Raw genomic sequence first — 19765 nt, forward strand, 5'->3', positions numbered from 1 at the left:
TTGGCATGCTATATCCTTGAAGAATAAGTGGTGATCGAAATAGCTTGCAGGGGTTGGTCATGTATCGGGCAATCGAGGAGAAAAAAACTGAACTATCCCACTTGTGCCGGGTCCACCGAGTCCAAAGACTGTCTATTTTCGGTTCAGCTACCTCAAATCATTTTGACCCTTCTCGCAGTGATCTCGATTTTCTGGTTGAATTCCAGCCACTTTCCCCAGCTGAGCATGCTGAACACTATTTCGGCTTGGCTGAAGATCTGAAAAATCTATTCGATCTGGAAGTCGACCTGGTGGAATCAGCCCCAATCAACAACCCTTATTTTCGCAAAGCCATCGAAGATACCAGGATTCATCTCTACGATGCGGCTTGAGATCCTGAAATATCTTTACGACATCGATCATGCCTGTGAGTTGCTTGCGCAATTCACCTCGGGCAAGGGCCTCGAAGATTATCAGGCTGATCCTATGCTGCGTTCCGCGGTGGAGCGTCAGTTTGAAATTGTCGGCGAGGCTTTAAATCAGGCCCTGCGCCGCGAGCCAACGCTGGCCGATCAAATCAGTCATTCCGGCCGCATCGTTGCTTTTCGAAACCGCCTTATTCACGGATATGCCACCGTTGCGGATGAGATGGTCTGGGGCATCGTCGAAAGTTACCTTCCTGTGTTGAAACAGGAGGTCGCCGTCCTGCTCCAAGCCGCCCGATAAAAGTCCTTTCCCTTGGTCGACCGACTGTTTATTTCTTAAGATCAGCAATTCACCGATAAATTTCGCCTGAACCAATGGGTTTGGGGCCAGCCAAGAGTGTAAGTGCTTGGCCTGATTGAGTGATTCAAAAAATCTGAGGCGCACCCATAGGTTCGCCGGTGGTTTTTTTAATACTTAGGCAGGTCAATGACTTGCGCAATTGCCCGGTCAGAACTAGCTGAATCAGGCATTGGTCAGCACCCACAACGCCGCCATGCCCGCGCCGATGGTCAGCAGCACGTTGCGGGTGCGCCAGGCGACGATGGCGGCGATCAGCCCGGCCCACATGCGTTCGTTGCCGAGGGAAAAGGCCGCGTGCTGGGGGAGCACGAAGCTGGGCAGGATCAGGGCCGAAAGCACCGAGGCGGGCACGAAGCGCAGCACCCGTTGCACGGCAGGGCGTACCTGCCCCCGGCCGAGCAGCCAGATGAAGGAAAAGCGGATCAGGAAGGTGCCGGCGCCGATACCCGCCATGGTCAGCCACAGGGTCGAGGAGTCAAGGCGCATGGTGTTTCCCTCCATCGGCCAGGGCGCCGGCGCCGATGCCGCCGAGCGCGGCGAGGAACAGCCCCAGGTTGTAGGGCAGACCGTGACCGGCCAGCGCCAGCGCTCCGGCGCTGGCCGCCGCGACCAGCGAGGGGCGATCCTTGATTGCCGGGAACAGCAGGGCGAGAAAGGTCAGGGGGATGGCGAAATCGAGTGACCAGGATTTGGGGATGGCCGCCCCGAGAAACACCCCGGCTGCGGTGCCGGTCTGCCAGGTCACCCACATGGTCATCGCCGCGCCGAGGTAGTACCAGTGCTTGTGGCGCATGCGCCCGTTGCCGAAGGCGGTGATGGAGATGGCGTAGGCCTGGTCGGTGAGCAGGTAGGCCAGCGGGGCGCGCCAGTGCAGGGGCAGGCCGTGAAAGTGCGGGGCCAGCGAGGCGCTGTACATGCAGAAGCGCAGGTTGATGACCAGAGCAGTAAGGACAATGACCGCCACCGGCGCGTGCCTGCCGACAAGATCCACGGCCGCGAGCTGGGAGGCCCCGGCGAAGACGATGTAGGACATCCCCAGCGCTTCCAGCTCGGAGAGACCTACGCCGACCGCCGAGATCCCGGCGATCAAGGCGAAGGGGATCACCCCGAGGATGATGGGCGATATGTCCCGGGCGCCTGCGGCAAAAGCCCTTTTGGGTGAGGACATGATATTCCTTGCTGACAGCCCTTTTTCTTGCCCGAAGTGACTATCCCGAAAGGGTAATTCAGCTTTGAACCTGAATCCGTGGGATCGGGGCGGGAAAAGAGTGTAAGTGCTTGGCCTGAATAAGTGCTTCAAAAAATCTGAGGCGCACCCATAGGTTCGTCGGTGATTTTTTGAACGCTTAGGCAGGTCAATGACTTGCGCTATTGCCCGGTCAGAACTCACGAATTCAGGTTGAAGGCCAAGGGGGGATGCCGACCGTGCACCGTGGAAAGGCAGGCCGGTTCCCAGCGCTTGGAACCTCTCGGTTCGCTGGTCCCAAACGCGGCATCATCGCATAAAATCGGCAACGAAAAAAGATCCAGGCTGCAAAAAGAATCAGGTTCGGGCCCTGGTGAGGTCGCTTCCGCTATACTTCCATCGAAAGCCCGTTTTCAATTGGCGGCCGACCTGTTAGAGTAGCCCCGGGCCGCCTGGTCGAAAAGAGGAGTTTGCCGATGAGCCCACACCTATATCATTTGCGACGCCTTATGACCCTCGGCTGCCTGGCCGCCGCTCTTGTGCTGAGCGCAGCTGCCGCCGCCCCCCAGGTGATCAAGACCCAGCACCACGACCTGCGCATCGTCGAGATCGCTACCGGCCTCGAGCATCCCTGGAGCCTGGCCTTTCTGCCTGACGGCAGCATGCTGGTGACCGAGCGACCCGGCCGGCTGCGCATCGTCAGGGACGGCCGGCTCGAACCGCAGGCGGTGGCAGGGTTGCCGCCGATCGTGGCGCGCGGGCAGGGGGGGCTGCTCGATGTCGCCCTGCATCCGCGCTTTGCGGAAAACGGCCTGGTCTACCTCTCCTACGTCGGGCCCGGCCCGGGGGGGATGGGGACCGAGGTGGCCCGCGGCCGGCTGGTCGCAAACCGTCTGGAGGACGTGCAAGTCATCTTCCGGCTCGAACCCAAAACCGACGCCACCCGGCATTTCGGCTCACGCCTGGTTTTCGACCGGGCAGGGTACCTGTTCATCACCCTCGGCGACCGCGGCGAGATGGAGCGCGCCCAGCGCTCCGGCGACCATGCCGGCTCGGTGATCCGCCTGCACGACGACGGCCGGGTGCCGGCCGACAACCCCTTCGTCGGCCGGCAGGGGTGGAAGCCGGAAAAGTACACCCTGGGCAACCGCAACATGCAGGGCGCGGCGCTGCACCCGCAGACCGGCGAGCTCTGGACCCACGAGCACGGGCCCCAGGGCGGCGACGAGGTCAACGTCATCCGCGCCGGGGTCAACTACGGCTGGCCGGTCATCACCTACGGGGTCAACTACGTCACCGGCACCAAGATCGGCGAGGGGACCCACAAGGAGGGGATGGCCCAGCCGCTGCACACCTGGGTCCCCTCCATCGCCCCCTCGGGGATGGCCTTCTATACGGGGGACAAGTTCCCGCGCTGGCGCGGCGACCTGTTCGTCGGCGCGCTCAAGGACCAGATGCTGGTGCGGCTGAGTCTGGACGGTGAAAAGGTGGTCAGTGAGGAGCGCCTGCTCAAAAACACCCTCGGCCGCATCCGCGACGTGCGCCAGGGGCCCGATGGTTACCTCTACCTGCTTACCGACGAGGACGACGGGGTGCTGGTGCGGCTGGAGCCGGCCGACGGCGGGCAGGACAAGAAATGATATTCAAGCGGAGGGAAGGCAAGAGATGAAGGAGATCAGCTGGGAGGAGTTCGCCCAGGTGGAGTTGCGTGCCGGGACGGTCATCGCGGTCGAGGACTTTCCCGAGGCGCGCAAGCCGGCCTACAAGATCACCGCCGATTTCGGCGGGGAGATCGGCATCCGAAGATCGAGCGCGCAGGTTACCGACCTCTATACCCGGGATGAACTCGTCGGTCGCCAGATTCTCGGCGTGGTCAACTTTCCGGTCAAGCGCATCGGCCCGATGCAATCCGAATTTCTCGTCTGCGGCTTCTATCGCGAGGACGGGGCGGTGGTGCTGGCCGTGCCGGAGCGGCAGGTGCCCAACGGGGCCAAATTGGGATAATGGATTTGATGGAAACTGTTCAGCCAAGGAGGAAACCATGATTCGCTTGAACGCCGGAGCCGAAACGCCGGCCCTGATCCAGGCGGCGGAGCAGCTCTGCGTCGCCGCGCGCACCGCGCCCAAGGGGAAGGGGAAGGATCTGCTGGTGACCGCCATCGTCACCGGCGAGGAGAAGGACCAGCTGTGCCGGAAAATGCGCGAGATCGCCGAACGGGACAAAATGGCCTTTTTCAACCGGGACGCCGGCAACGTCGAGGGGGTGGAGGTGGTAGTGCTGCTCGGCACCCGCAAGGAGCCCCAGGGGTTGCCCCACTGCGGTTACTGCGGGTTTGCCAACTGCGGTGAGATGGCCAAGGCCGGCGCCTTCTGCTCCTTCAACGTCGGCGACCTGGGGATCGCCGTCGGCTCGGCGGCCAGCCGCGCCGCCGACCTGCGGCTTGACAACCGGGTCATGTTCTCCCTCGGCAAGGCGGCCCTCGAGCTGGGGCTGCTCGGCGACCAGGTCGCCATCGCCTACGGCATTCCCCTCTCGGCCACCGGCAAGAGTCCCTTCTTCGACCGAGGCTGAGCGCCTCCCGCAAACCGAGATGGCACTGGCACCCTGATGGCCCCCCGGATCATCCCGATCCGGGGGGCCATTGCGTTTCGGGCCGGCAGCTGGGAGGGGGAACGCGGCGGGGTGTGCCAAAGTAGGGGTTTCCCCTGGCCGAATGGGTGAATCTCCCCATATTGAAAGCCTGACCAAAGGAGTAATCTTTAGTCAGGAAAATATGTCTGTATTTTCTCCAACCCCTTACGGGGAAAGGAGGGTTGCCTTGATATCGCAAATTGGAAGATGGGTACTATGCTGCTTGTTTATTTTCTCGCTGTTCGGCCTGGTCTCCTGTGGCGGTGGCGGCGGCGGTGGAGGTGGTGAGGCCCCGCTTGCCAACCTGCCTTCCGGCGATGATTCCGGGGGCGGAGCGCAGCAGCCGGGCGGCGGTGACCAGACGGCCGGCGGCGGTGCCGGCTCCGGATCCGGGTCCGGAGCCGATGACAATCAGTCTCCCGGCGACGGTGGGCCGCTTGCCGACTTCTTCGGTCCGCCCCCCGCGGACGACCCGTCGGCCTTCACCGGCCCGCTGATCGGCGAGGAGTTTGCCGAGGACGCCCTGGAAGAGCTGCCTGTGGCCAATGCCGGGGCCTTTGAAGGGGGGGCGACCGGAACCTTCGAGGATGCCGGCGAGGACAATGCCGTCGCCGAGGACGAGCAGGTCTCGGCCAACGTCCCCACCAACGGCAAACCGAGCCCCCTGTTCGGCGCCCAGCCCTTTACCCAGCAGATGCTGCGTTTCCAGGAGTTCGGCACCCAGCCCCTGGATGCCGAAGCCCCTTCGCCAACCCTGTCGTTTCCGCTTCCCAGCGTCGGGCCGGCTCCCGAGCAGGATCCGGTGGCGGTTGCCCGCAGCGGCCCGGCGGGCGTGGCCCTCGAGGCCTTTCTGGCCCAGGCCGGCATCGCCCCATTCCCCACCGAGTTTTCCAACACCCTGGATGCCAATCCCTGGCAGTCGCCGATCGAGGATTTTCTCGGCCGGCTTCTGGATACGCCGCCCGCCGAAGGCCGTCCACCGGGGCGCGGCTGGGCCCACCAGCGTTGGAACGAGTTTAATCCCCAGGTCTTCTTCAAGACGGCCCAGGCCGGCTCGCGGGTGAATAAGGGATTACGCGACCCCCTGCAGTTGCACCGTTTCCAGACCGGCGAGTTCGGCCCCGGCGGGCTCTACCACCGGGTCTTCAGCTCCACCATGCCCGGTTCGCCGGTCCTCGACGGGACCACCAGGGGCGTGGAGATCCGCTTTCACCCCAACATGCCGGTGCAGAACCACAAGGCCCTGTGGACCTTCGACGGCACCCTGCCGCCCAAGCTGCTCATGGTGCGCTACGGCCAACCGGTCCTGATGCGGCACTACAACGCCCTGCCCATCGACCCCTCGGCCAACCATGGCTTCGGGCTGCACACCATCACCACCCACGAGCATAACGGCCACTCCCCGGCGGAAAGCGACGGTTACACCAACGCCTTCTTCTTTCCGGGGCAGTTCTACGACTACCGCTGGCCGATCCAGCTCGCCGGGCACGACAGCATCAACACCGCGGCCGACGACCCGCGGGCGGCCTTCCCCTGCGCCCCCGGGGAGACGCTGATCGTCAACGACGGTCGGCCCAACCCGAAGACCTGCGAGAACGGCACGATCCGCATCCGCGGCGACTGGCGCGAGACCATGAGCACCCACTGGTTTCACGACCACATGCTCGACTTCACCGCGCAGAACGTCTACAAGGGCAACGGCGCGATGATGAACTACTACAGCGCCCTGGACCGCGGCAAGGAAGACCTCGAGGACGGCGTCAACCTGCGCCTGCCCAGCGGCACGACGCTGCCCTGGGGAAACCGCGACTACGACGTCAACCTGATCATCGGCGACAAGGCCTGGGACCGCGAGGGCCAGCTCTGGTTCAACATCTTCAATCTCGACGGCTTCATCGGCGACCAGGTGCTGGTCAACTGGCTCTACAAGCCCTACTTCGAGGTGCGCGCCCGGCGCTACCGCTTCCGCGTCCTCAACGGCGCGGTGGCGCGTTACTTCGCCTTCGCCCTGGTGCGCGAGGTTCCCGGGGCGGGCGGCGAGATCCCCGGCCCGCCGGGCTCGCGGGTTTCCTACACCCGGGTTCCCCTGCACCTGATCGCCAACGACGGCAACATCATGCAGCACGCGGTGGCCTTCGACGGCAGCGCCGACCTCGACCGCGACGGCGATCGCCTCGAGCATCGGGGGCAACTGCCGGTGCTGGCGGTGGGCGAGCGCTATGACATCGTCGTCGACTTCGCCAAGCACGGCATCCAGCCTGGGGACCGGCTCTATCTGGTCAACACCCTGGAACACACCGACGGGCGCCGGCCCAATGAGAAGATCTCCCTGGAGGAGATCCTTTCCCGGGAGTACCTGGCGCTGCAGCGTGACGACGACAACGACGGGTTCGCCGACCGCTGGGTCGATGGCGACCCGGGGGTGGGGGCGATCCTTGAGCTGCGGGTGCAGCCCTACTCCGGGCAGGATCTGAGCATGGACCCGGCCGACTTCGAGGCAGGCAAGAGGCAGATGATCCCGCTCCCCCTTGACCCGAGCAACCCGGCGGTTCAGGCCCGGCTGGCCCGGGCGCGCCACCGCACCTTCGAGTTCGGGCGCTCGAGCGGCACCGACGAGGCGCCCTGGACCATCAAGGTGGACGGTGGCGCCGGGCTGCCCATGGACCCGCGGCGCATCGCCGCGGCGCCGCAGCTGGCCAACGGCCCCACCGCGGCCGGCTTCGAAGGGGAGGGGACCCTGGAGATCTGGCGTTTCGAGGGGAACGGCGGTTGGAGCCACCCGGTCCACGTCCACTTCGAGGAGGGGGTCATCCTCAGCCGCGACGGCGAGCCGCCCCCCGAGTGGGAACGCTGGGCCCGCAAGGACATCTACCGCATCGGGCCCGAGGAGGACGGTTCGCGGGACGTGGAGGTGGCCATCCAGTTCCGGGAGTTCGCCGGCACCTACATGGAGCACTGCCACAACACCCAGCACGAGGACCACTCGATGTTGCTGCGCTTTGACATCGAACACCCCGGACAACTGCAGCTGATGCCCGCGCCCATTCCGACCTGGGACGGGGTCGAGTACGTCGACTCGGCGGCCCTGCCGACCTTCCGCAGCGGCGACGGCGTCGGTCCGGATCCCTGATTTATCCAGCATGCCGAAAAAGTACAGCCCGCCTGGTATGCCAGGCGGGCTGTGCTTTTTCACTCTGGGTATCCACTCTCAGGTGGTTTTACGCACCCTCGCCCTCAGGGAGAGGGTGGGATTGCTTGCGTCACCCGCAGAAGCAGATATTTCTTTTTTTTTTTCGGTTCACTCCAGGGAAGCCAGGGCCCCCTCCCGCGGCGGGTTACTTGCCGTGGGGCTGAAAATCCAGGTCCTCCATCTCCTCGGCGGCGCAGCTGGTTTGCCACTCGCCCTGCGGTGAGGTCGCTTTTCTGCCGGGGCCAAACCCCAACCGGGCGAGCCCCCGCGCCAGGGTGTCGAATACCGCGCGGGAGTGGAGCCTTCTTCCCCGCTCCAACAGCTGCTCCAGGCTCTCGCTGCCATCGGGCATTTCCCATCCGTAACCGGATCTGCCTTCCATACGCCGCCTCCCCTCAGTGGTCCCGCTTTTTCGTTAGTGGTCTTTCATGCTCTTGCCACCAAATTAGACCATACAATATTCATCAGTAAATGTTGAAAATGGTTAACCTGCTGTGCAAAAATAAACAGCCAAGGAGGAGGAACGCGATGAATCAGAACTGGGACGACATGCGCTATTTCCTGGCGCTCAGCCGCGCCGGCTCCTTCGTGGCCGCGGCCGGCCACCTGCGGGTGACCCACAGCACCGTTGCCCGGCGCATATCAGCCCTGGAAACGACGCTGCAGACCCAGCTGTTCCTGCGCACGGAAAAAGGCTGCCGGCTCACCCCGGCCGGCGAGAAGCTGCTGCCCTACGCTGAGCAGTTGGAGAGCACCGTCTTCAACCTCGAGGCGCAGATCTCGGGGAAGGACCATCAGCTCACCGGCGCCGTTCGCATCGGGGCCCCCGATGGCCTGGGGAACAGGTTTCTGGCTTCCCGGCTCGGCCGGTTCCAGAGCCGCCATCCGGCGCTGGATATCGAACTGATCGCCGTGCCCATGTATTACAGCCTGAGCAAGCGCGAAATCGACATTCTGATCACGGTCACCAAGCCGACGGTGGGGAATGTCGTCGCCAGGAAGCTGATCGATTACCGGCTGGGGCTGTTTTCGACCCGGGAATACCTGCAGCGCGGGGCGCAGATCCGCCAGCGGGAGGATCTGCGCGGCCACCGGCTCATCGGCTACATCGACGATCTGCTCTACGACCAGGGGCTGAGGTTCATGGATGAGTTTCTTCCCGGGGCAATGACCCGCTTCCGCAGCTCCACGGTGGTCGCCCAGATGCACGCCGTAGCCGGCGGGGCCGGGATCGGGGCGATCCCCTATTTCATGGCCGCGGCGGACCCCGCGCTGGTGCCGGTGCTGCCCGATCAGTATGTCGAGAGGGGCTTCTGGCTGCAGGTCAATCCCGACTCCCGGCAACTCGCCCGGGTACGGACTACCATCGATTTTATCGTGCAGGAAATCGAATCAAGCAGGGCGCTTTTCCAGTCCCTGCCGGGGGAGAACCTGGGCTGAAAAAAGGCTGGCGCGGCGGCGGGGGAGCGGATTCGGCTATCCGGGCAGGGCGCTTTTTCGCAGCAGGCAGGCGTGGGCCGAGAGTCCGGCGCCGTAGGCGATCATCAGGCACCAGTCGCCGGGGGCGATGCCGGCGTTTTCCAGCTCCTTGAGGACGAACCAGACCGTGGGCGAGGACATGTTGCCGTATTCGGCCAGCACCCTGCGGGTCGCCCGCAGCCTCTCCTCGGGGATGCCGATCTCGTCGCGCACGGCGTTGATGATCTTTTCGCCGCCGGTGTGCAGCGCCCAGTGGCGGATGTCCTCAGGCTTCAACCCCCGGGAGGAGAGCACCTCGGCCACCGCTTCCGCCGCGGCCTTGCGGACCAGCTCGGGCAGCTTCAGCGACAGCTGGTTGTGCAGGGCCCCGTCCTTGTGCACGAAGCGGATGGCCTCGCGCTGCTCGGGGACGTAGCGGCCCGCCGAGGCGACCAGCTCCAGCCCCTGGGGCTTGCTCCACAGCACCGCGGCGGCGGCCCCGTCGCCGAACAGGGCGTTGGAGAGGATCAGGCTCAGGTCGTTGTCCATCTGCAGGGTCGAGCTGCAGATCTCCACCGCCACGCTTACCACCACGCCCCCCCTGGCCCTGAGCAGCGCCTCCGCCACCTCCAGGTTGGGCAGCGCCCCCCCGCAGCCGCTGCCGACCAGGTCGTGGACCCGGATGTTGCGGGCAAGGCCCAGCCTTTCCACCAGGTAGGTGGAGATGCCTGGGCAGATGTACCCGGTGCAGGTGTTCACCACCAGGCCGGTCACCTCGCTGGCCGCGACGCCGGCCTGCTCCAGGGCTTGGGTGACGGCCTGGGCGGCCAGCTCGATCGACTTCTCGGTGAAGCGGGCGATGCGCTGGTCGGCGGATTCCTTCGCCAGGCACTCGGGATCCTCCACGGCGAAGTGGCGTTTGCGGATGCTCGGGTGGGAGAAGGTGGTCCGCACCAGGCCCAGACTGCGGGCGCTCAACTTCTGCCCGAAATGCCTGCGCATGAAATCCGCGGCGAACTGCTGGTCGGCGCTGTAGGGGGGCACCACGGCGGCGACGGAGGCGATGTGAACGCCGTCGCCTGAATTTTTTTGCGCTGCCTGTCTGCCGTCTGGTTTTTCCATAGCTTCTCGCTTCCTGTCCGGGGGGTTGAATTCCATTTAGCCACGGATCAAATCTGATAGGGTCTGATTTCTAAGAACTTAATGCATTTTGGCCGAAAACCCAAACGGTCAACCCTGAAGAAAATCCAGGACTTTGAATTATCAGATTTTATCCGACCTTATCCGTGGCTGATTGCCTTAGACATCCATTCCCGCAAGCCGCAGCCCCCGGCGAATGAACCGGGTGTACCTCCAGAGGGGCGGCCGCAGGCCGATTCCGGCGCCGATCCGGTGCAGGGAGGGCAGAAACGGCAGGCTCAGCGAGCCCATGTCGATGAAATTCATGTGGTCGGCCAGGGCCTGCTTGAGCTGCTGCCTGATCCAGCGGGCATCCACCTGCGGTGAAAGGTAGAAGGTCGGTTCCAGCATCTCGGCGGCAGGGCGGCTGAGAACGCCCTGCCGCCGGGCGATCGTCTCCAGTTCCGTCCCCGGGTAGACGCGGATGCCCGTGTTGAAGAAGGCGATGTCGCCGGGGCGGATTTGGGTTTTGGCGAAGCGCAGGGTCTCCAGGACGGTCTGCTCGGTTTCCCCGGGGCCGCCGAACAGGAAGATCCAGGCGCAGGGGATGCGGTGGCGCCGCACCGCCTCCGCCGCCCGATGAACCTCGCGGCTGGTGAAGCCCTTGTTCAGCCCCGCCAGCACCGGATCGGCGGCGCTCTCCAGGGTGATCCCCATCCCCCTGAAACCGGCCTGTTCCATGGCACCGAGCAGCTCGTCGTTGAAATGCCGGGGGTTGAGTTCCAGGCACTGCAAGCGCGCCGCCGCGCTGCCGCGGGCCAGGGCGGCGCAAATCTCCATGGCGTGGTCGAGGGGGGCGTTGAAGACGCTGTCGACGATTTCGATGTCCCGCAGGCCGGAGGCAGCGAGCCGCGCCACCGCGTCGGCGACGCTTTCGGGATCCTTCAGGTTGCAGCTGCTCCCCTCGATGCCGGGGTAGGTGCAGTACACGCAGCGGAACTGGCAGCCGGTCTTGGTCTGGATCGGGACCGTCGCCAGTTGCCGGCGGTAGGCCCCCAGGTCCAGCCAGCGCCGGTAGTCGGGCGAAGGGCAGCGGGGGGAGAACCGGGTAAGGTCCGGGGGGGTGCGGCGAAAGCCGCCGTCCTCGACCAGCGCCACCCCCGGCAGGTCGGCGATGGCCTCCCCGCGGGCGAGCCGCCCGAGCAGTTCGGGAAAGACCGTCTCCCCGTCCCCGACCACCGCGCAGGTGGCGGGCACCAGGCGCAGCATGGCCTCGGGCATGACGCCGAGGGCGGCGCCGCCGAGGATGATCGGGGCCTCGCAGCAGCCGCGGATGGTGCTCACGATGCGCCGCAGCTCATCCAGGTAAAACACCGGGTCGCCCATGTCGTTGTTGTCGATGTTGCGTACCGACAGGCCGACGGCCTCGGGCCGGAAGTCCCTGATGGCGGACTCGACGGCGCCCAGCGGATCGGCGAGGAACATCAGGTCGAGAAGCCGCACCTGGTGCCCCGCCCGTTGGGCCGCCTCGGCCACCAGGCAGGCACCGATGGGCATCACCGGCATGGGCAGGGTGTTGCGGTTGGTGCTGAGCAGCAGAACGTTCATGGGCGAATTCCAGGTCCGGGGTTCGAGGGGCGCCAGCGGCCGCCCGGATTCATGGGCGATGGGGACACGGGCGGTCGTCGGTCCCGCGGCAGACCATGACCACCCGCGCCGGAGGCGTCTCGAAAACCCGGATCGGGGTTTCGGGGAAATGCTTGCGGGCGAATTCCCGCAGCTCTTCGGCGCGAAAACCCTTGCGGATCGACAGCCGGCCGTCAAAGAAGGCGAAGCTGCGCGGTGCCAGCAGGCCGATGCTGAGGGTTCCGCCCAGGTAGGCCCAGGGGGAGCGCTTGAGGTCGTTCATGACCAGGGCGAGCCGGGTCCCGGCGATGGCGCCGCGCAGGAATATCTCGATCTGCGCCCAGCCCAGGTGGTGCAGGAAATGGTTGGAAAAAATAAAATCGAACCGGCCCAGGGGGGCCAAAGCGAGGGCGTTGCCCTCGACCAGGCGGATTTCCGGATAATCACTGATCGCCTGCCGCGCCACGGGAAAGATGCGCGGGTCGTTGTCCAGAGCGGTGATCTGCAGCTTCAGCCGCCGCCGGCGGGCCTCGCGGGCGGCCCAGCAGGCGATGTCGCAGCCGCCGGCGCCCACGTCCAGCAGGCTGTAGACCCGCTCCGGATCCCGCTCCATGAGGGAAAACACCTGCTGGCGCAGCAGCCTGCGGCTGGCACTGAACAGCAGGTTGATCCTTTGGAACTGGCGAATGGTGCGCAGCAGCATGGCCAGGTCGGCATCGGCCCGGTCCATTTTCTCCGGGGAATTGTCCCGGTCCCGCAGGTCGGGAAGCAGAAAATCGAACATCAGGCACTCTCTCCCGGCAGAAGGCCCGTGGCCAGGATCCGATCGAGGTGCGGGCGAGCGCGGTCGAGGTTGAGAAAGGGGATGGTGTGCATGCTCAGGTAGCGGGCCAGAAACCGCCGCAGGGGGCTGTGCAGGGCCAGGAGGATGGCGCCGTTGCGCAGCGCGGACCAGAGCCGGCCCCCGGAGGTTCCCGCCCGCATCATGAGCTGGGCGCGGCCGGCGGCAGCGGCGGCGGCGCGCCGCCGCGCCCGATGATAGGCGCTCGCCGCCGTGGCCCGGGAGATCCGCCCCTGGATCAGCTGCCCGATGAGCCAGGTGGCCAGCTCCGCGTCGGCAAACCCTGTATTCATGTTCTGGCCGCCGACCGGGGACATCAGGTGCGCCGCATCCCCGCAGAGGAAAACCCGCCCCAGGCAGAAGGAGCGCGCCAGATAGCGCTGGACGTAAAACGGGCTTTCCCAGAACTGGCGGACCCCTTCGATGTCGATGCCGGCTCGCAGCCGCAGTTCGCGCTTGAGGAAGGCGGCGCCATCCTCGCCGATGAAGGTGGGGGTGCGCAGCACGTAGCGCCTTTTCCCGCCGGGCAGGGGAAAGGATTCCACCGAGCCGCGGGGCGTGAAAAAGAACCGCGCCTGCGAGCCCCAGCCGGTGTGGTCGGCGAAGTCCCCCATGATGAAGGTGCGCCGGTCGCGTGCGCCGTCGAAGGGAATTCCCAGCGCTTCGCGCACCGCGCTGCGCCCGCCGTCGCAGGCCAAGGCGAAACGGCCGCTGAAACGAAAGCCGGCGCCGAGGCCATCCTCCCCGCTGACCACGACCCCCTCGTCATCCTGGCTGCAGGCGGTGACCCGGTGTCCGCGCAGCAGGCGGATGGCCGGACGGGAGAGGACGGCCGCCTCCAGGAGGTCTTCGGTCCGGTCCTGGGGAAGCGACAGCACGAAGGGGAATCCGTCCTTGAGATCGGAGAAGTCGATCCCCCCCAGGCGTCCCAGCCTGCCGTGGGCTTCGGCCTCACGGACCAGGGCGCCCTGGGCCAGAAACGCTTCGGCCAGGCCGAGACCGCGGAGGATCTCCAGCGAGGGCGGCATGATGCCGACGGCGCGGGACTGGAGATGGCGCTGCGCGGCCTGTTCGAGGAGCATCACGCGCAAGCCCTGCCGTTCGGCGAGCAGGGCCGCCAGCATCCCCACCGGGCCGGCCCCGATGACGAGGACATCTGCATCTGTCATGAATTCATCTTTTTGTCGGCTTTTTCCATCGGACAGGGCGGAGGGCCGGGTAAGGTTAGGCATGCCGCAAATTTGCCGAATCATCGAAATAATAAGCCTAAAAACGGCAATCAGCCACGGATAAAAGCGGATAAAATCAGATAAGTCGAAGAAATAGGCTTGTTCAGCGAGTTATCTTCCGGGTTGTCGATCCTAATTCTCCAAGGCATTGAAAATCCGACTTGATCAGATTTGATCCGTGGCAAAATGCTTTATCCGGGATAATGAATCTATTGTATCCAACAGGCCCGGGTCGCAAAAGTCGAAAAATGTGTTTTCCCAGGATTCCTCCCCTTGGCAAAGGGATTCCTCTCGATGGATGGAAATCACCGCCAGGGACACTACAGCGCGGTGTAGTAATCCACCATCCGCCGGCGCATGGCGGCATCGGGCAGGCGCCCGAAACCCGCGGCCATGTTGTCGCGCATGTGGTGCAGCTTGGCGGTGGCGGGGATGGCGCAGGTGACCGCCGGGTGCGAGACGATGAATTTGAGAAAGAACTGCCCCCAGCTGCTGCAGTCGATCTCCGCGGCCCAGTCGGGCAGCGGTTTCCCCTTGACCTTGCGGAACAGCTCGCCGCGCTGGTAGGGGCGATTGACCAGCACCGCCATGCCGCGCTCGGCGGCCAGCGGCAACAGCCGCCGCTCGGCATCACGGTCCTCAATGTTGTAGCTGAACTGGACGAAATCCAGCTTTTCCTGGCTCAGGATCTGCTCCAGTTCGCGGTGGTCGCGGCCGTGGGAGGTGGTGATGCCGGTGTAGCGGATTTTCCCCTGCGCTTTCCAGGCATGGAGGGTTTTCAGGTGCACCCGCCAGTCGCGCAGGTTGTGGATCTGCATCAGGTCGAAACGCTCTATTCCCCATTTCTGCCGGGAGTCTTCCATCTGCCGGATGCCGGCCTGTTCGCCGTCGGTCCAGACCTTGGTGGCGGCGAACAGCCGCTGGGGCCTGCCGATGCGCTCGAGCAGCGCGCCGATGACCCGCTCGGACTCGCCGTACATGGGCGAGGAGTCGATCAACTCGCCGCCGCTTGCGAAGAAGGCCCGCAGCACCTCGGCCAGATCACGCAGGGCGGTCTCGTCGCCGGTGTCGAAGGTGCGCGAAGTGCCCAGGCCGATCACCGGCAGGCTCTCCCCGCTGCCCGGGATGGTTTTGCGGAGCGCCGCCTGCTCCGCCGCCTGCAGCCGGGTGGGGGGGAACCAGAGACTGGCCAGCGCGGCGGCCAGCGAGCCGACGAAGGTTCTGCGCGAGATGGGATAATCGATAAGGTTCATGGCGAAATCTCCTGGGATTGGGCCCGGGCCTCCTGCATCCTGCCGAGCCGGTAACCGATCCAGGCCCAGCTGCCGGCGATGGGCACGGCGAGCAGGGCGATCCCCGATAGCCCCAGGCCGAGGGCCTGCAGCCCGGTGTAGGCCCAGGCGCTGAGCACGTCGCCGCTGCGGTAGATGACCGTGTCGATGACGTTCTTGGCCTTGTACTTCTCCTGCCGGTCGAGCACCACGAAGAGCATCTCCCGGGCCGGTTTCATGATGGCGTAATTGCCGGCGCGGCGCCCCACCTGCACGGCGATCAGCACCGCCAGCAGCGGCGCCAGTCCGAGCAGCAGAAAGCCGGCCCCCAGCAGCAGGGGGATCACCGCCAGGGCCCAGCCAAGGCCGAAGCGCTTGACGATGCGGCCGGTGAAAAAGACCTGCCCGGCCAGGGTCAGGGCGTTGGCGGCAAAATCCATGGCCGCGAAGACCGTGGTGCGCTGGGCCGGGTCGCTGAAACTGTCGCGGACGATCTGCGCCTGCTGAAAATAGAGGAAGGTCGAGAGGGTGGTGTAGAGCAGGATCAGCAGGCAGATCCCCAGCAGGTAGGGGGAGCGGGCCACCAGCCGCAGCCCCGCCAGGGCCCCGCCGCCCAGGCCCCGCCGTGGCCCGGCCGGCGCGGCTTGTCCCTGTCCCGTCGGGGATGGGGCGGGTTGCGGAGCGGTGTGCTCGCGCCAGGCGCCCAGCCGCCCGATGCAGAGCATCGCCCAGGCCAGGCAGGCCGCGGAGATCAGCAGCAGGTTGGTCGGCCCGAGGGGAACGGCCAGGGTCGCGGTCAGGGCGGGGCCGGCCAGGGCCCCGGCGGTGCCGCCGGCGGCGATAAAGCCGAACAGCCGCTTGGCCTGGTCGTTGTTGAACAGGTCGGCCATGAAGCTCCAGAACACCGAGACGATGAACAGGTTGAAGACGCTGGTCCAGATGAAGAAGGCGCGCGCCACCCAGGCGTGGGTCAGCCCGGAGCGGAACAGGGCGAAGAAGAGCAGCAGGTTGGCGATGAAGAACAGGTAGACCAGGGGGAGAAAGGTTTGCCGGGGGTAGCGCGAGCTCACCCAGCCGAACAGGGGGACCGCCGCCAGCATGGCCAGAAAGGTGCCGGTGAACAGCCACTGCAGGTGCTCCACGCCCCCGGCGATCCCCATCTCGTCGCGCATTGGGCGCAGGATGTAGTACGAGCAGAGCAGGGCGAAAAAGTAGCTGAACGACCAGAGCAGGGCCCGGATCTCCGCCGGTTCCACCTGCACCAGCCGCTGCAGCCAGCGGTGGACCCGGGAGGCTCCGGGGGCGGTGGTGTTATCCATGGACACCCTCCTTCAGGGTTGCGCCGGGGTCGCTTCCAGTATAACCCCAGACGGCCGGTTGTGAACCCGCTTCGGCAGAGGGCGCCTCTGGCCTTCGGCCTTTCAACAGTGGTATGCTTCGCTTCAGGCAAATTTACCGGGATGGAATCGTGATTCAGGCCAGGTTCGCAATGCTTCGCGAAAGAGGAAGACAACTGTTGCGCCGGATCTTCACCCCAGCGTTGGGCGCCCGCTGCCTGGCCCTGGGGCTGGCTTTGCTGCTTGCCCTGCCGGTGTTTTCTCTGCCCGGTTCGGCGCTCGGGGAGGAGCTTGTCGAGCTGGGCGGCTGGAACCGGGAAAAAATCGAAGGGCTGCTGGCCGAGGCCGGGCGCATTCCGGAGCCGGGAGAAAAAATCGAGTTCATCTCCGCGGCCTTTCTCGATACCCCCTACCTCGCCGACACCCTGATCGGCAGCGCCCAAACCGCCGAGGTGTTGGTGCTGCGCCTGGATGCCGTCGACTGCTTCACCTTTCTCGACTATGTGGAAGCGCTGCGCAGGGCCGCCGATTTTTCCGGGTTCAAGGAGGCCCTGCGGCGCATCCGCTACCGCGATGGGCGGGTCGACTTTTTCAGCCGGCACCATTTCTTCAGCGAATGGGCAGCGGCCAATTCCGACCATCTGCAACGGGTCACCGAGTTGGTGGGAGGGGCGGGCGCGCGCCGGGCGAAGAAGCGGCTGAACGCCAAAGGGGACGGCACGGCCTACCTGCCGGGATACCCGGTCAGGGAGCGGGAGATCACCTTCATCCCTCCCGAGGCCATCGACTCATCCGTGCTTGAGCGCCTGCGCAGCGGCGACTATGTCGGCATCTACAGCCCGCTGCCGGGGCTGGACGTCTCCCATACCGGCATCGTGGTCAAGAGGGGGGGGCAGGTCTTGCTGCGCCACGCCTCCTCCAGCTCCCGGCTGAAAAAGGTGGTGGACCAGGAACTGAGCTCCTACCTGGCAGGATCCAAGGGGCTGGTCGTTTACCGGCCTGGCGGCCCCTAGCCGTGGTTCCCAATTGTATTTCCAGCGGATCGGCGCTAGATTGATGCGGAATCTTCTGCGGGTTCCCGCTGTTTGGCGCTGTTTTTCCCGGCCCTCTGCGGCCCTTATTCGATGCCAGGGAGATCTTTCCATTGAATAATGTCTTTATTGCGACGCCCAGTTACCTGATCAAGAAGAAACGGGACTTTACCGGGGGGATCGCGCAGCTCGCGAAGCTGGGCTTCAACGTCATCAATCCGGAATTCCCGAGGGTGCTCCCCTCGCCGCAGGAAAAGGCCGCGCAGATCCACGGGGCCTTTGCAGATCCGGCAGTCGATTTGATCCTGGCCCTGCGCGGGGGGTACAGCGCGATGAAATCCCTCCCGCACATCGACTTCGAGCTGATCCGAAAACACCCCAAAATCATCGCCGGTTTCAGCGACCTGAGCGCCTTGCTCAATCCGATCTTCGAGCGCACCGGCCTGGTGACCCTGCATGCCCCTATGGTGATCAACCTTGGCACGCCGACGGCCTTCACGCTCAATTCCCTGGTGAACGCCGTCCGCGGCTATCCGGAGAAAAACCTGTTCAAAGGGGCCCGTTTGAAGGTCTACCATCCCGGTTCCGCCGCCGGTGTCCTGAAAGGGGGCAATCTCATCACCCTGACCGCCCTGATCGACACGGACTGGGAGATCGATACCGCCGGTGCGATTCTTTTTCTCGAGGATGTCGACGAAAAGCTGCACGAGGTGGACCGTTACCTGACCCAGTGGATTCTCGCCGGCAAATTCAAGGGGATAAAAGGGCTGATTCTCGGCGATTTCCGGGGGATTCGCAGCCAGAAGGTCTACGACATCCTGGCCTCGCAGATGGACCTGGACTTCCCGGTGGTGCATTGCCCTTACATCGGCCATGTCCCGAACAAGATCACCTTGCCCGTCGGCGCAAAGGTCGAGCTGAATACCGAGCGCAGGCAGCTCGTCATTGAAGGCATGTCCTTTCCCGGGGGGAATCCATGAACGTCCTCTGGCTGATCATGATTTGCGTCAGCATCGTCTTCGCCATTTTCACCGGCAACCTCGAGGCGTTTACCAAGTCGATCTTCGAGGGTGCCAAGTCGGCGGTGGAGATCTCGCTCTATCTGCTCGGCATCGTCTCGGTCTGGCTGGGGATCACCCGAATCCTGGAGGATTCGGGCCTGATCTACCGGATCGCGCACCTGTTCAGGCCGATCATCTCCCGGCTGTTCAAGAACATCCCCGGCGACCACCCCTCGATCACCGCCATCACCCTGAACGTTCTGGCCAACCTCTTCGGGCTGGGCAACGCGGCCACCCCGCTGGGGATCAAGGCCATGCAGGAACTCGATGCGCTCAACCAGGACAAGGGGACCATCACCCCCGAGATGATGACGTTCATCGTCATCAACACCGCCAGCATCCAGCTGATCCCCTTTTCCGTGATCGGCATCCTGGCCAGCTACGAGCACCATAATCCGGCTGTGGTGGTGCTGCCGGTGCTGATCGCCACCGCCATTTCCGCCATGACGGCGCTGCTGATCCTGGCCTTGTTTCGGAGGATTTTCCGATGATCGGGTACGTCGAATACATCTCGCTGCTCATCATCCCGCTGTTCATCCTCTTCACGGTCCTCTACGGGACGTTCAAGAAGGTTCGGGTGTATGACTCCTTCGTCGCCGGGGCCAAGCAAGGGCCGGCCATCATCCTGAACATTTTCCCTTATCTGCTGACCATCTTCGTCGCCATCAAGGGGTTCCAGGCCTCGGGGGCCTTCGACTATGTCCGCAACGTCTTTTCCGGCGTGCTGGCGTTTCTGGACGTCCCGATCGAAGCTCTCTCCATGGCGGTCATGAAGCCCCTCTCGGGAAGCGCCTCCACCGCCCTGTTCACGGACATCGTCAAGACCACCGGAGCGGAATCGGTGGCCACCCAGATGTCGGCGGTGATCATGGGGAGCGCCGAGACCACTTTCTACGTGCTGGCCGTTTATCTGGGCGCGGTCAGCATCAGGAAAACCCGTTACCTGGTGCCGGTCTGCCTGGTGGCGGATTTTGTCGGGATCGTCGTGGCCGTTTTCGTTACGAGGTGGTTTTTCTAAC

Annotated in this window: 20 protein-coding genes; 11 read left to right on the forward strand and 9 right to left on the reverse strand. The window is 64.6% G+C overall.

The features are described 5' to 3' along the window. The first annotated feature begins 59 nt into the window (after window positions 1-59). On the forward strand, window positions 60-371 hold the full coding sequence (locus tag DESUT3_RS07150; RefSeq protein WP_221251778.1) for a nucleotidyltransferase family protein: 312 nt from the start codon (window positions 60-62) through the stop codon (window positions 369-371). Further along, window positions 361-705 carry a HepT-like ribonuclease domain-containing protein gene (locus DESUT3_RS07155; protein ID WP_221251779.1) on the forward strand — a complete coding sequence of 115 codons (345 nt, stop codon included), beginning with the start codon at window positions 361-363 and terminating at the stop codon, window positions 703-705. Before DESUT3_RS07150 ends, DESUT3_RS07155 begins: the two co-directional genes overlap by 11 nt. A 222-nt stretch (window positions 706-927) precedes the next feature. Here DESUT3_RS07155 and DESUT3_RS07160 read toward each other — a convergent pair whose 3' ends face one another. Both DESUT3_RS07160 and DESUT3_RS07165 read right to left on the reverse strand, forming a co-directional pair. Then, complete coding sequence (locus DESUT3_RS07160; protein WP_221251781.1) at window positions 928-1251, reverse strand: AzlD domain-containing protein; 324 nt, start codon at window positions 1249-1251, stop codon at window positions 928-930. Then, a complete protein-coding gene (locus DESUT3_RS07165; protein WP_221251782.1) occupies window positions 1241-1933 on the reverse strand; it encodes an AzlC family ABC transporter permease in 693 nt (230 codons plus the stop codon). The genes DESUT3_RS07160 and DESUT3_RS07165 overlap by 11 nt, the downstream gene beginning before the upstream one ends. A gap of 494 nt (window positions 1934-2427) precedes the next feature. On the opposite strand from DESUT3_RS07165, the gene DESUT3_RS07170 reads away from it, so the two are divergent. From DESUT3_RS07170 to DESUT3_RS07185, 4 genes are all read left to right on the forward strand, one after another. Further along, window positions 2428-3591 carry a PQQ-dependent sugar dehydrogenase gene (locus DESUT3_RS07170; protein ID WP_221251783.1) on the forward strand — a complete coding sequence of 388 codons (1164 nt, stop codon included), beginning with the start codon at window positions 2428-2430 and terminating at the stop codon, window positions 3589-3591. A 25-nt stretch (window positions 3592-3616) separates the two neighbouring features. Beyond that, window positions 3617-3955, forward strand: a complete 339-nt coding sequence (locus DESUT3_RS07175; protein ID WP_221251784.1) for a tRNA-binding protein — start codon at window positions 3617-3619, stop codon at window positions 3953-3955. A gap of 37 nt (window positions 3956-3992) precedes the next feature. Further along, complete coding sequence (locus DESUT3_RS07180; protein WP_221251785.1) at window positions 3993-4523, forward strand: ferredoxin domain-containing protein; 531 nt, start codon at window positions 3993-3995, stop codon at window positions 4521-4523. A 283-nt stretch (window positions 4524-4806) separates the two neighbouring features. Beyond that, entirely contained in the window at window positions 4807-7713 is a 2907-nt protein-coding gene (locus DESUT3_RS07185; protein ID WP_221251786.1) for a multicopper oxidase family protein, read from the forward strand. Window positions 7714-7918: 205 nt separating this feature from the next. On the opposite strand, the gene DESUT3_RS07190 is transcribed toward DESUT3_RS07185, so the two are convergent. Continuing rightward, window positions 7919-8155: a hypothetical protein gene (locus DESUT3_RS07190; RefSeq protein ID WP_221251787.1), complete on the reverse strand. Its 237-nt coding sequence runs from the start codon at window positions 8153-8155 to the stop codon at window positions 7919-7921. A gap of 146 nt (window positions 8156-8301) precedes the next feature. Between DESUT3_RS07190 and DESUT3_RS07195 the strand changes: the two genes are divergently transcribed. Beyond that, window positions 8302-9213: a LysR family transcriptional regulator gene (locus tag DESUT3_RS07195; RefSeq protein ID WP_221251788.1), complete on the forward strand. Its 912-nt coding sequence runs from the start codon at window positions 8302-8304 to the stop codon at window positions 9211-9213. A 36-nt stretch (window positions 9214-9249) separates the two neighbouring features. On the opposite strand, the gene DESUT3_RS07200 is transcribed toward DESUT3_RS07195, so the two are convergent. From DESUT3_RS07200 to DESUT3_RS07225, 6 genes are all read right to left on the reverse strand, one after another. After that, complete coding sequence (locus DESUT3_RS07200) at window positions 9250-10353, reverse strand: type III polyketide synthase (RefSeq protein WP_221251789.1); 1104 nt, start codon at window positions 10351-10353, stop codon at window positions 9250-9252. Between the two features lie 177 nt (window positions 10354-10530). Next, the gene (locus tag DESUT3_RS07205) at window positions 10531-11958 is read right to left on the reverse strand and encodes a B12-binding domain-containing radical SAM protein (RefSeq protein WP_221251790.1); all 1428 of its coding nucleotides are present in this window, start codon (window positions 11956-11958) and stop codon (window positions 10531-10533) included. 49 nt (window positions 11959-12007) lie between these two features. Continuing rightward, window positions 12008-12760 (reverse strand): methyltransferase domain-containing protein, encoded by a 753-nt coding sequence (locus DESUT3_RS07210; RefSeq protein WP_221251791.1) that lies wholly within the window; start codon window positions 12758-12760, stop codon window positions 12008-12010. Continuing rightward, window positions 12760-13986, reverse strand: a complete 1227-nt coding sequence (locus DESUT3_RS07215) for an FAD-dependent oxidoreductase (protein ID WP_221251792.1) — start codon at window positions 13984-13986, stop codon at window positions 12760-12762. The genes DESUT3_RS07210 and DESUT3_RS07215 overlap by 1 nt, the downstream gene beginning before the upstream one ends. Window positions 13987-14366: 380 nt before the next feature. Further along, window positions 14367-15299 carry an aldo/keto reductase gene (locus DESUT3_RS07220; RefSeq protein WP_221251793.1) on the reverse strand — a complete coding sequence of 311 codons (933 nt, stop codon included), beginning with the start codon at window positions 15297-15299 and terminating at the stop codon, window positions 14367-14369. After that, window positions 15296-16636, reverse strand: coding sequence for an NTP/NDP exchange transporter (locus DESUT3_RS07225; protein ID WP_221251794.1), 1341 nt, complete (start codon window positions 16634-16636; stop codon window positions 15296-15298). The genes DESUT3_RS07220 and DESUT3_RS07225 overlap by 4 nt, the downstream gene beginning before the upstream one ends. A gap of 170 nt (window positions 16637-16806) precedes the next feature. Here DESUT3_RS07225 and DESUT3_RS07230 point away from each other — a divergent pair, with 170 nt between their 5' ends. The 4 genes from DESUT3_RS07230 to DESUT3_RS07245 all read left to right on the forward strand — a co-directional run bounded on the left by DESUT3_RS07230 (window position 16807) and on the right by DESUT3_RS07245 (window position 19764). Continuing rightward, the gene (locus DESUT3_RS07230; protein WP_221251795.1) at window positions 16807-17667 is read left to right on the forward strand and encodes an N-acetylmuramoyl-L-alanine amidase-like domain-containing protein; all 861 of its coding nucleotides are present in this window, start codon (window positions 16807-16809) and stop codon (window positions 17665-17667) included. 131 nt (window positions 17668-17798) lie between these two features. Continuing rightward, window positions 17799-18665, forward strand: a complete 867-nt coding sequence (locus DESUT3_RS07235; protein ID WP_221251796.1) for a S66 peptidase family protein — start codon at window positions 17799-17801, stop codon at window positions 18663-18665. Beyond that, window positions 18662-19237, forward strand: a complete 576-nt coding sequence (locus DESUT3_RS07240) for a nucleoside recognition domain-containing protein (RefSeq protein ID WP_221251797.1) — start codon at window positions 18662-18664, stop codon at window positions 19235-19237. Before DESUT3_RS07235 ends, DESUT3_RS07240 begins: the two co-directional genes overlap by 4 nt. Next, window positions 19234-19764, forward strand: a complete 531-nt coding sequence (locus DESUT3_RS07245) for a spore maturation protein (protein WP_221251798.1) — start codon at window positions 19234-19236, stop codon at window positions 19762-19764. Before DESUT3_RS07240 ends, DESUT3_RS07245 begins: the two co-directional genes overlap by 4 nt. The last annotated feature ends 1 nt before the right edge of the window (window position 19765 follow it).

The sequence above is a fragment of the Desulfuromonas versatilis genome, from assembly GCF_019704135.1.
In the GTDB taxonomy this organism is placed as follows: Bacteria; Desulfobacterota; Desulfuromonadia; order Desulfuromonadales; family NIT-T3; genus Desulfuromonas_A; species Desulfuromonas_A versatilis.

What these genes read in the sequence shown, in the direction of transcription:
- DESUT3_RS07175 (WP_221251784.1), top strand. Translation starts at nt 3,617, where the DNA reads ATGAAGGAGATCAGCTGGGAGGAGTTCGCCCAGGTGGAGTTGCGTGCC.
- DESUT3_RS07195 (WP_221251788.1), top strand. Translation starts at nt 8,302, where the DNA reads ATGAATCAGAACTGGGACGACATGCGCTATTTCCTGGCGCTCAGCCGC.
- DESUT3_RS07245 (WP_221251798.1), top strand. Translation starts at nt 19,234, where the DNA reads ATGATCGGGTACGTCGAATACATCTCGCTGCTCATCATCCCGCTGTTC.
- DESUT3_RS07200 (WP_221251789.1), bottom strand. Translation starts at nt 10,353, where the DNA reads ATGGAAAAACCAGACGGCAGACAGGCAGCGCAAAAAAATTCAGGCGAC.
- DESUT3_RS07230 (WP_221251795.1), top strand. Translation starts at nt 16,807, where the DNA reads ATGCTTCGCGAAAGAGGAAGACAACTGTTGCGCCGGATCTTCACCCCA.
- DESUT3_RS07220 (WP_221251793.1), bottom strand. Translation starts at nt 15,299, where the DNA reads ATGAACCTTATCGATTATCCCATCTCGCGCAGAACCTTCGTCGGCTCG.
- DESUT3_RS07155 (WP_221251779.1), top strand. Translation starts at nt 361, where the DNA reads ATGCGGCTTGAGATCCTGAAATATCTTTACGACATCGATCATGCCTGT.
- DESUT3_RS07160 (WP_221251781.1), bottom strand. Translation starts at nt 1,251, where the DNA reads ATGCGCCTTGACTCCTCGACCCTGTGGCTGACCATGGCGGGTATCGGC.
- DESUT3_RS07240 (WP_221251797.1), top strand. Translation starts at nt 18,662, where the DNA reads ATGAACGTCCTCTGGCTGATCATGATTTGCGTCAGCATCGTCTTCGCC.
- DESUT3_RS07190 (WP_221251787.1), bottom strand. Translation starts at nt 8,155, where the DNA reads ATGGAAGGCAGATCCGGTTACGGATGGGAAATGCCCGATGGCAGCGAG.
- DESUT3_RS07150 (WP_221251778.1), top strand. Translation starts at nt 60, where the DNA reads ATGTATCGGGCAATCGAGGAGAAAAAAACTGAACTATCCCACTTGTGC.
- DESUT3_RS07170 (WP_221251783.1), top strand. Translation starts at nt 2,428, where the DNA reads ATGAGCCCACACCTATATCATTTGCGACGCCTTATGACCCTCGGCTGC.
- DESUT3_RS07165 (WP_221251782.1), bottom strand. Translation starts at nt 1,933, where the DNA reads ATGTCCTCACCCAAAAGGGCTTTTGCCGCAGGCGCCCGGGACATATCG.
- DESUT3_RS07215 (WP_221251792.1), bottom strand. Translation starts at nt 13,986, where the DNA reads ATGACAGATGCAGATGTCCTCGTCATCGGGGCCGGCCCGGTGGGGATG.
- DESUT3_RS07225 (WP_221251794.1), bottom strand. Translation starts at nt 16,636, where the DNA reads ATGGATAACACCACCGCCCCCGGAGCCTCCCGGGTCCACCGCTGGCTG.
- DESUT3_RS07180 (WP_221251785.1), top strand. Translation starts at nt 3,993, where the DNA reads ATGATTCGCTTGAACGCCGGAGCCGAAACGCCGGCCCTGATCCAGGCG.
- DESUT3_RS07210 (WP_221251791.1), bottom strand. Translation starts at nt 12,760, where the DNA reads ATGTTCGATTTTCTGCTTCCCGACCTGCGGGACCGGGACAATTCCCCG.
- DESUT3_RS07205 (WP_221251790.1), bottom strand. Translation starts at nt 11,958, where the DNA reads ATGAACGTTCTGCTGCTCAGCACCAACCGCAACACCCTGCCCATGCCG.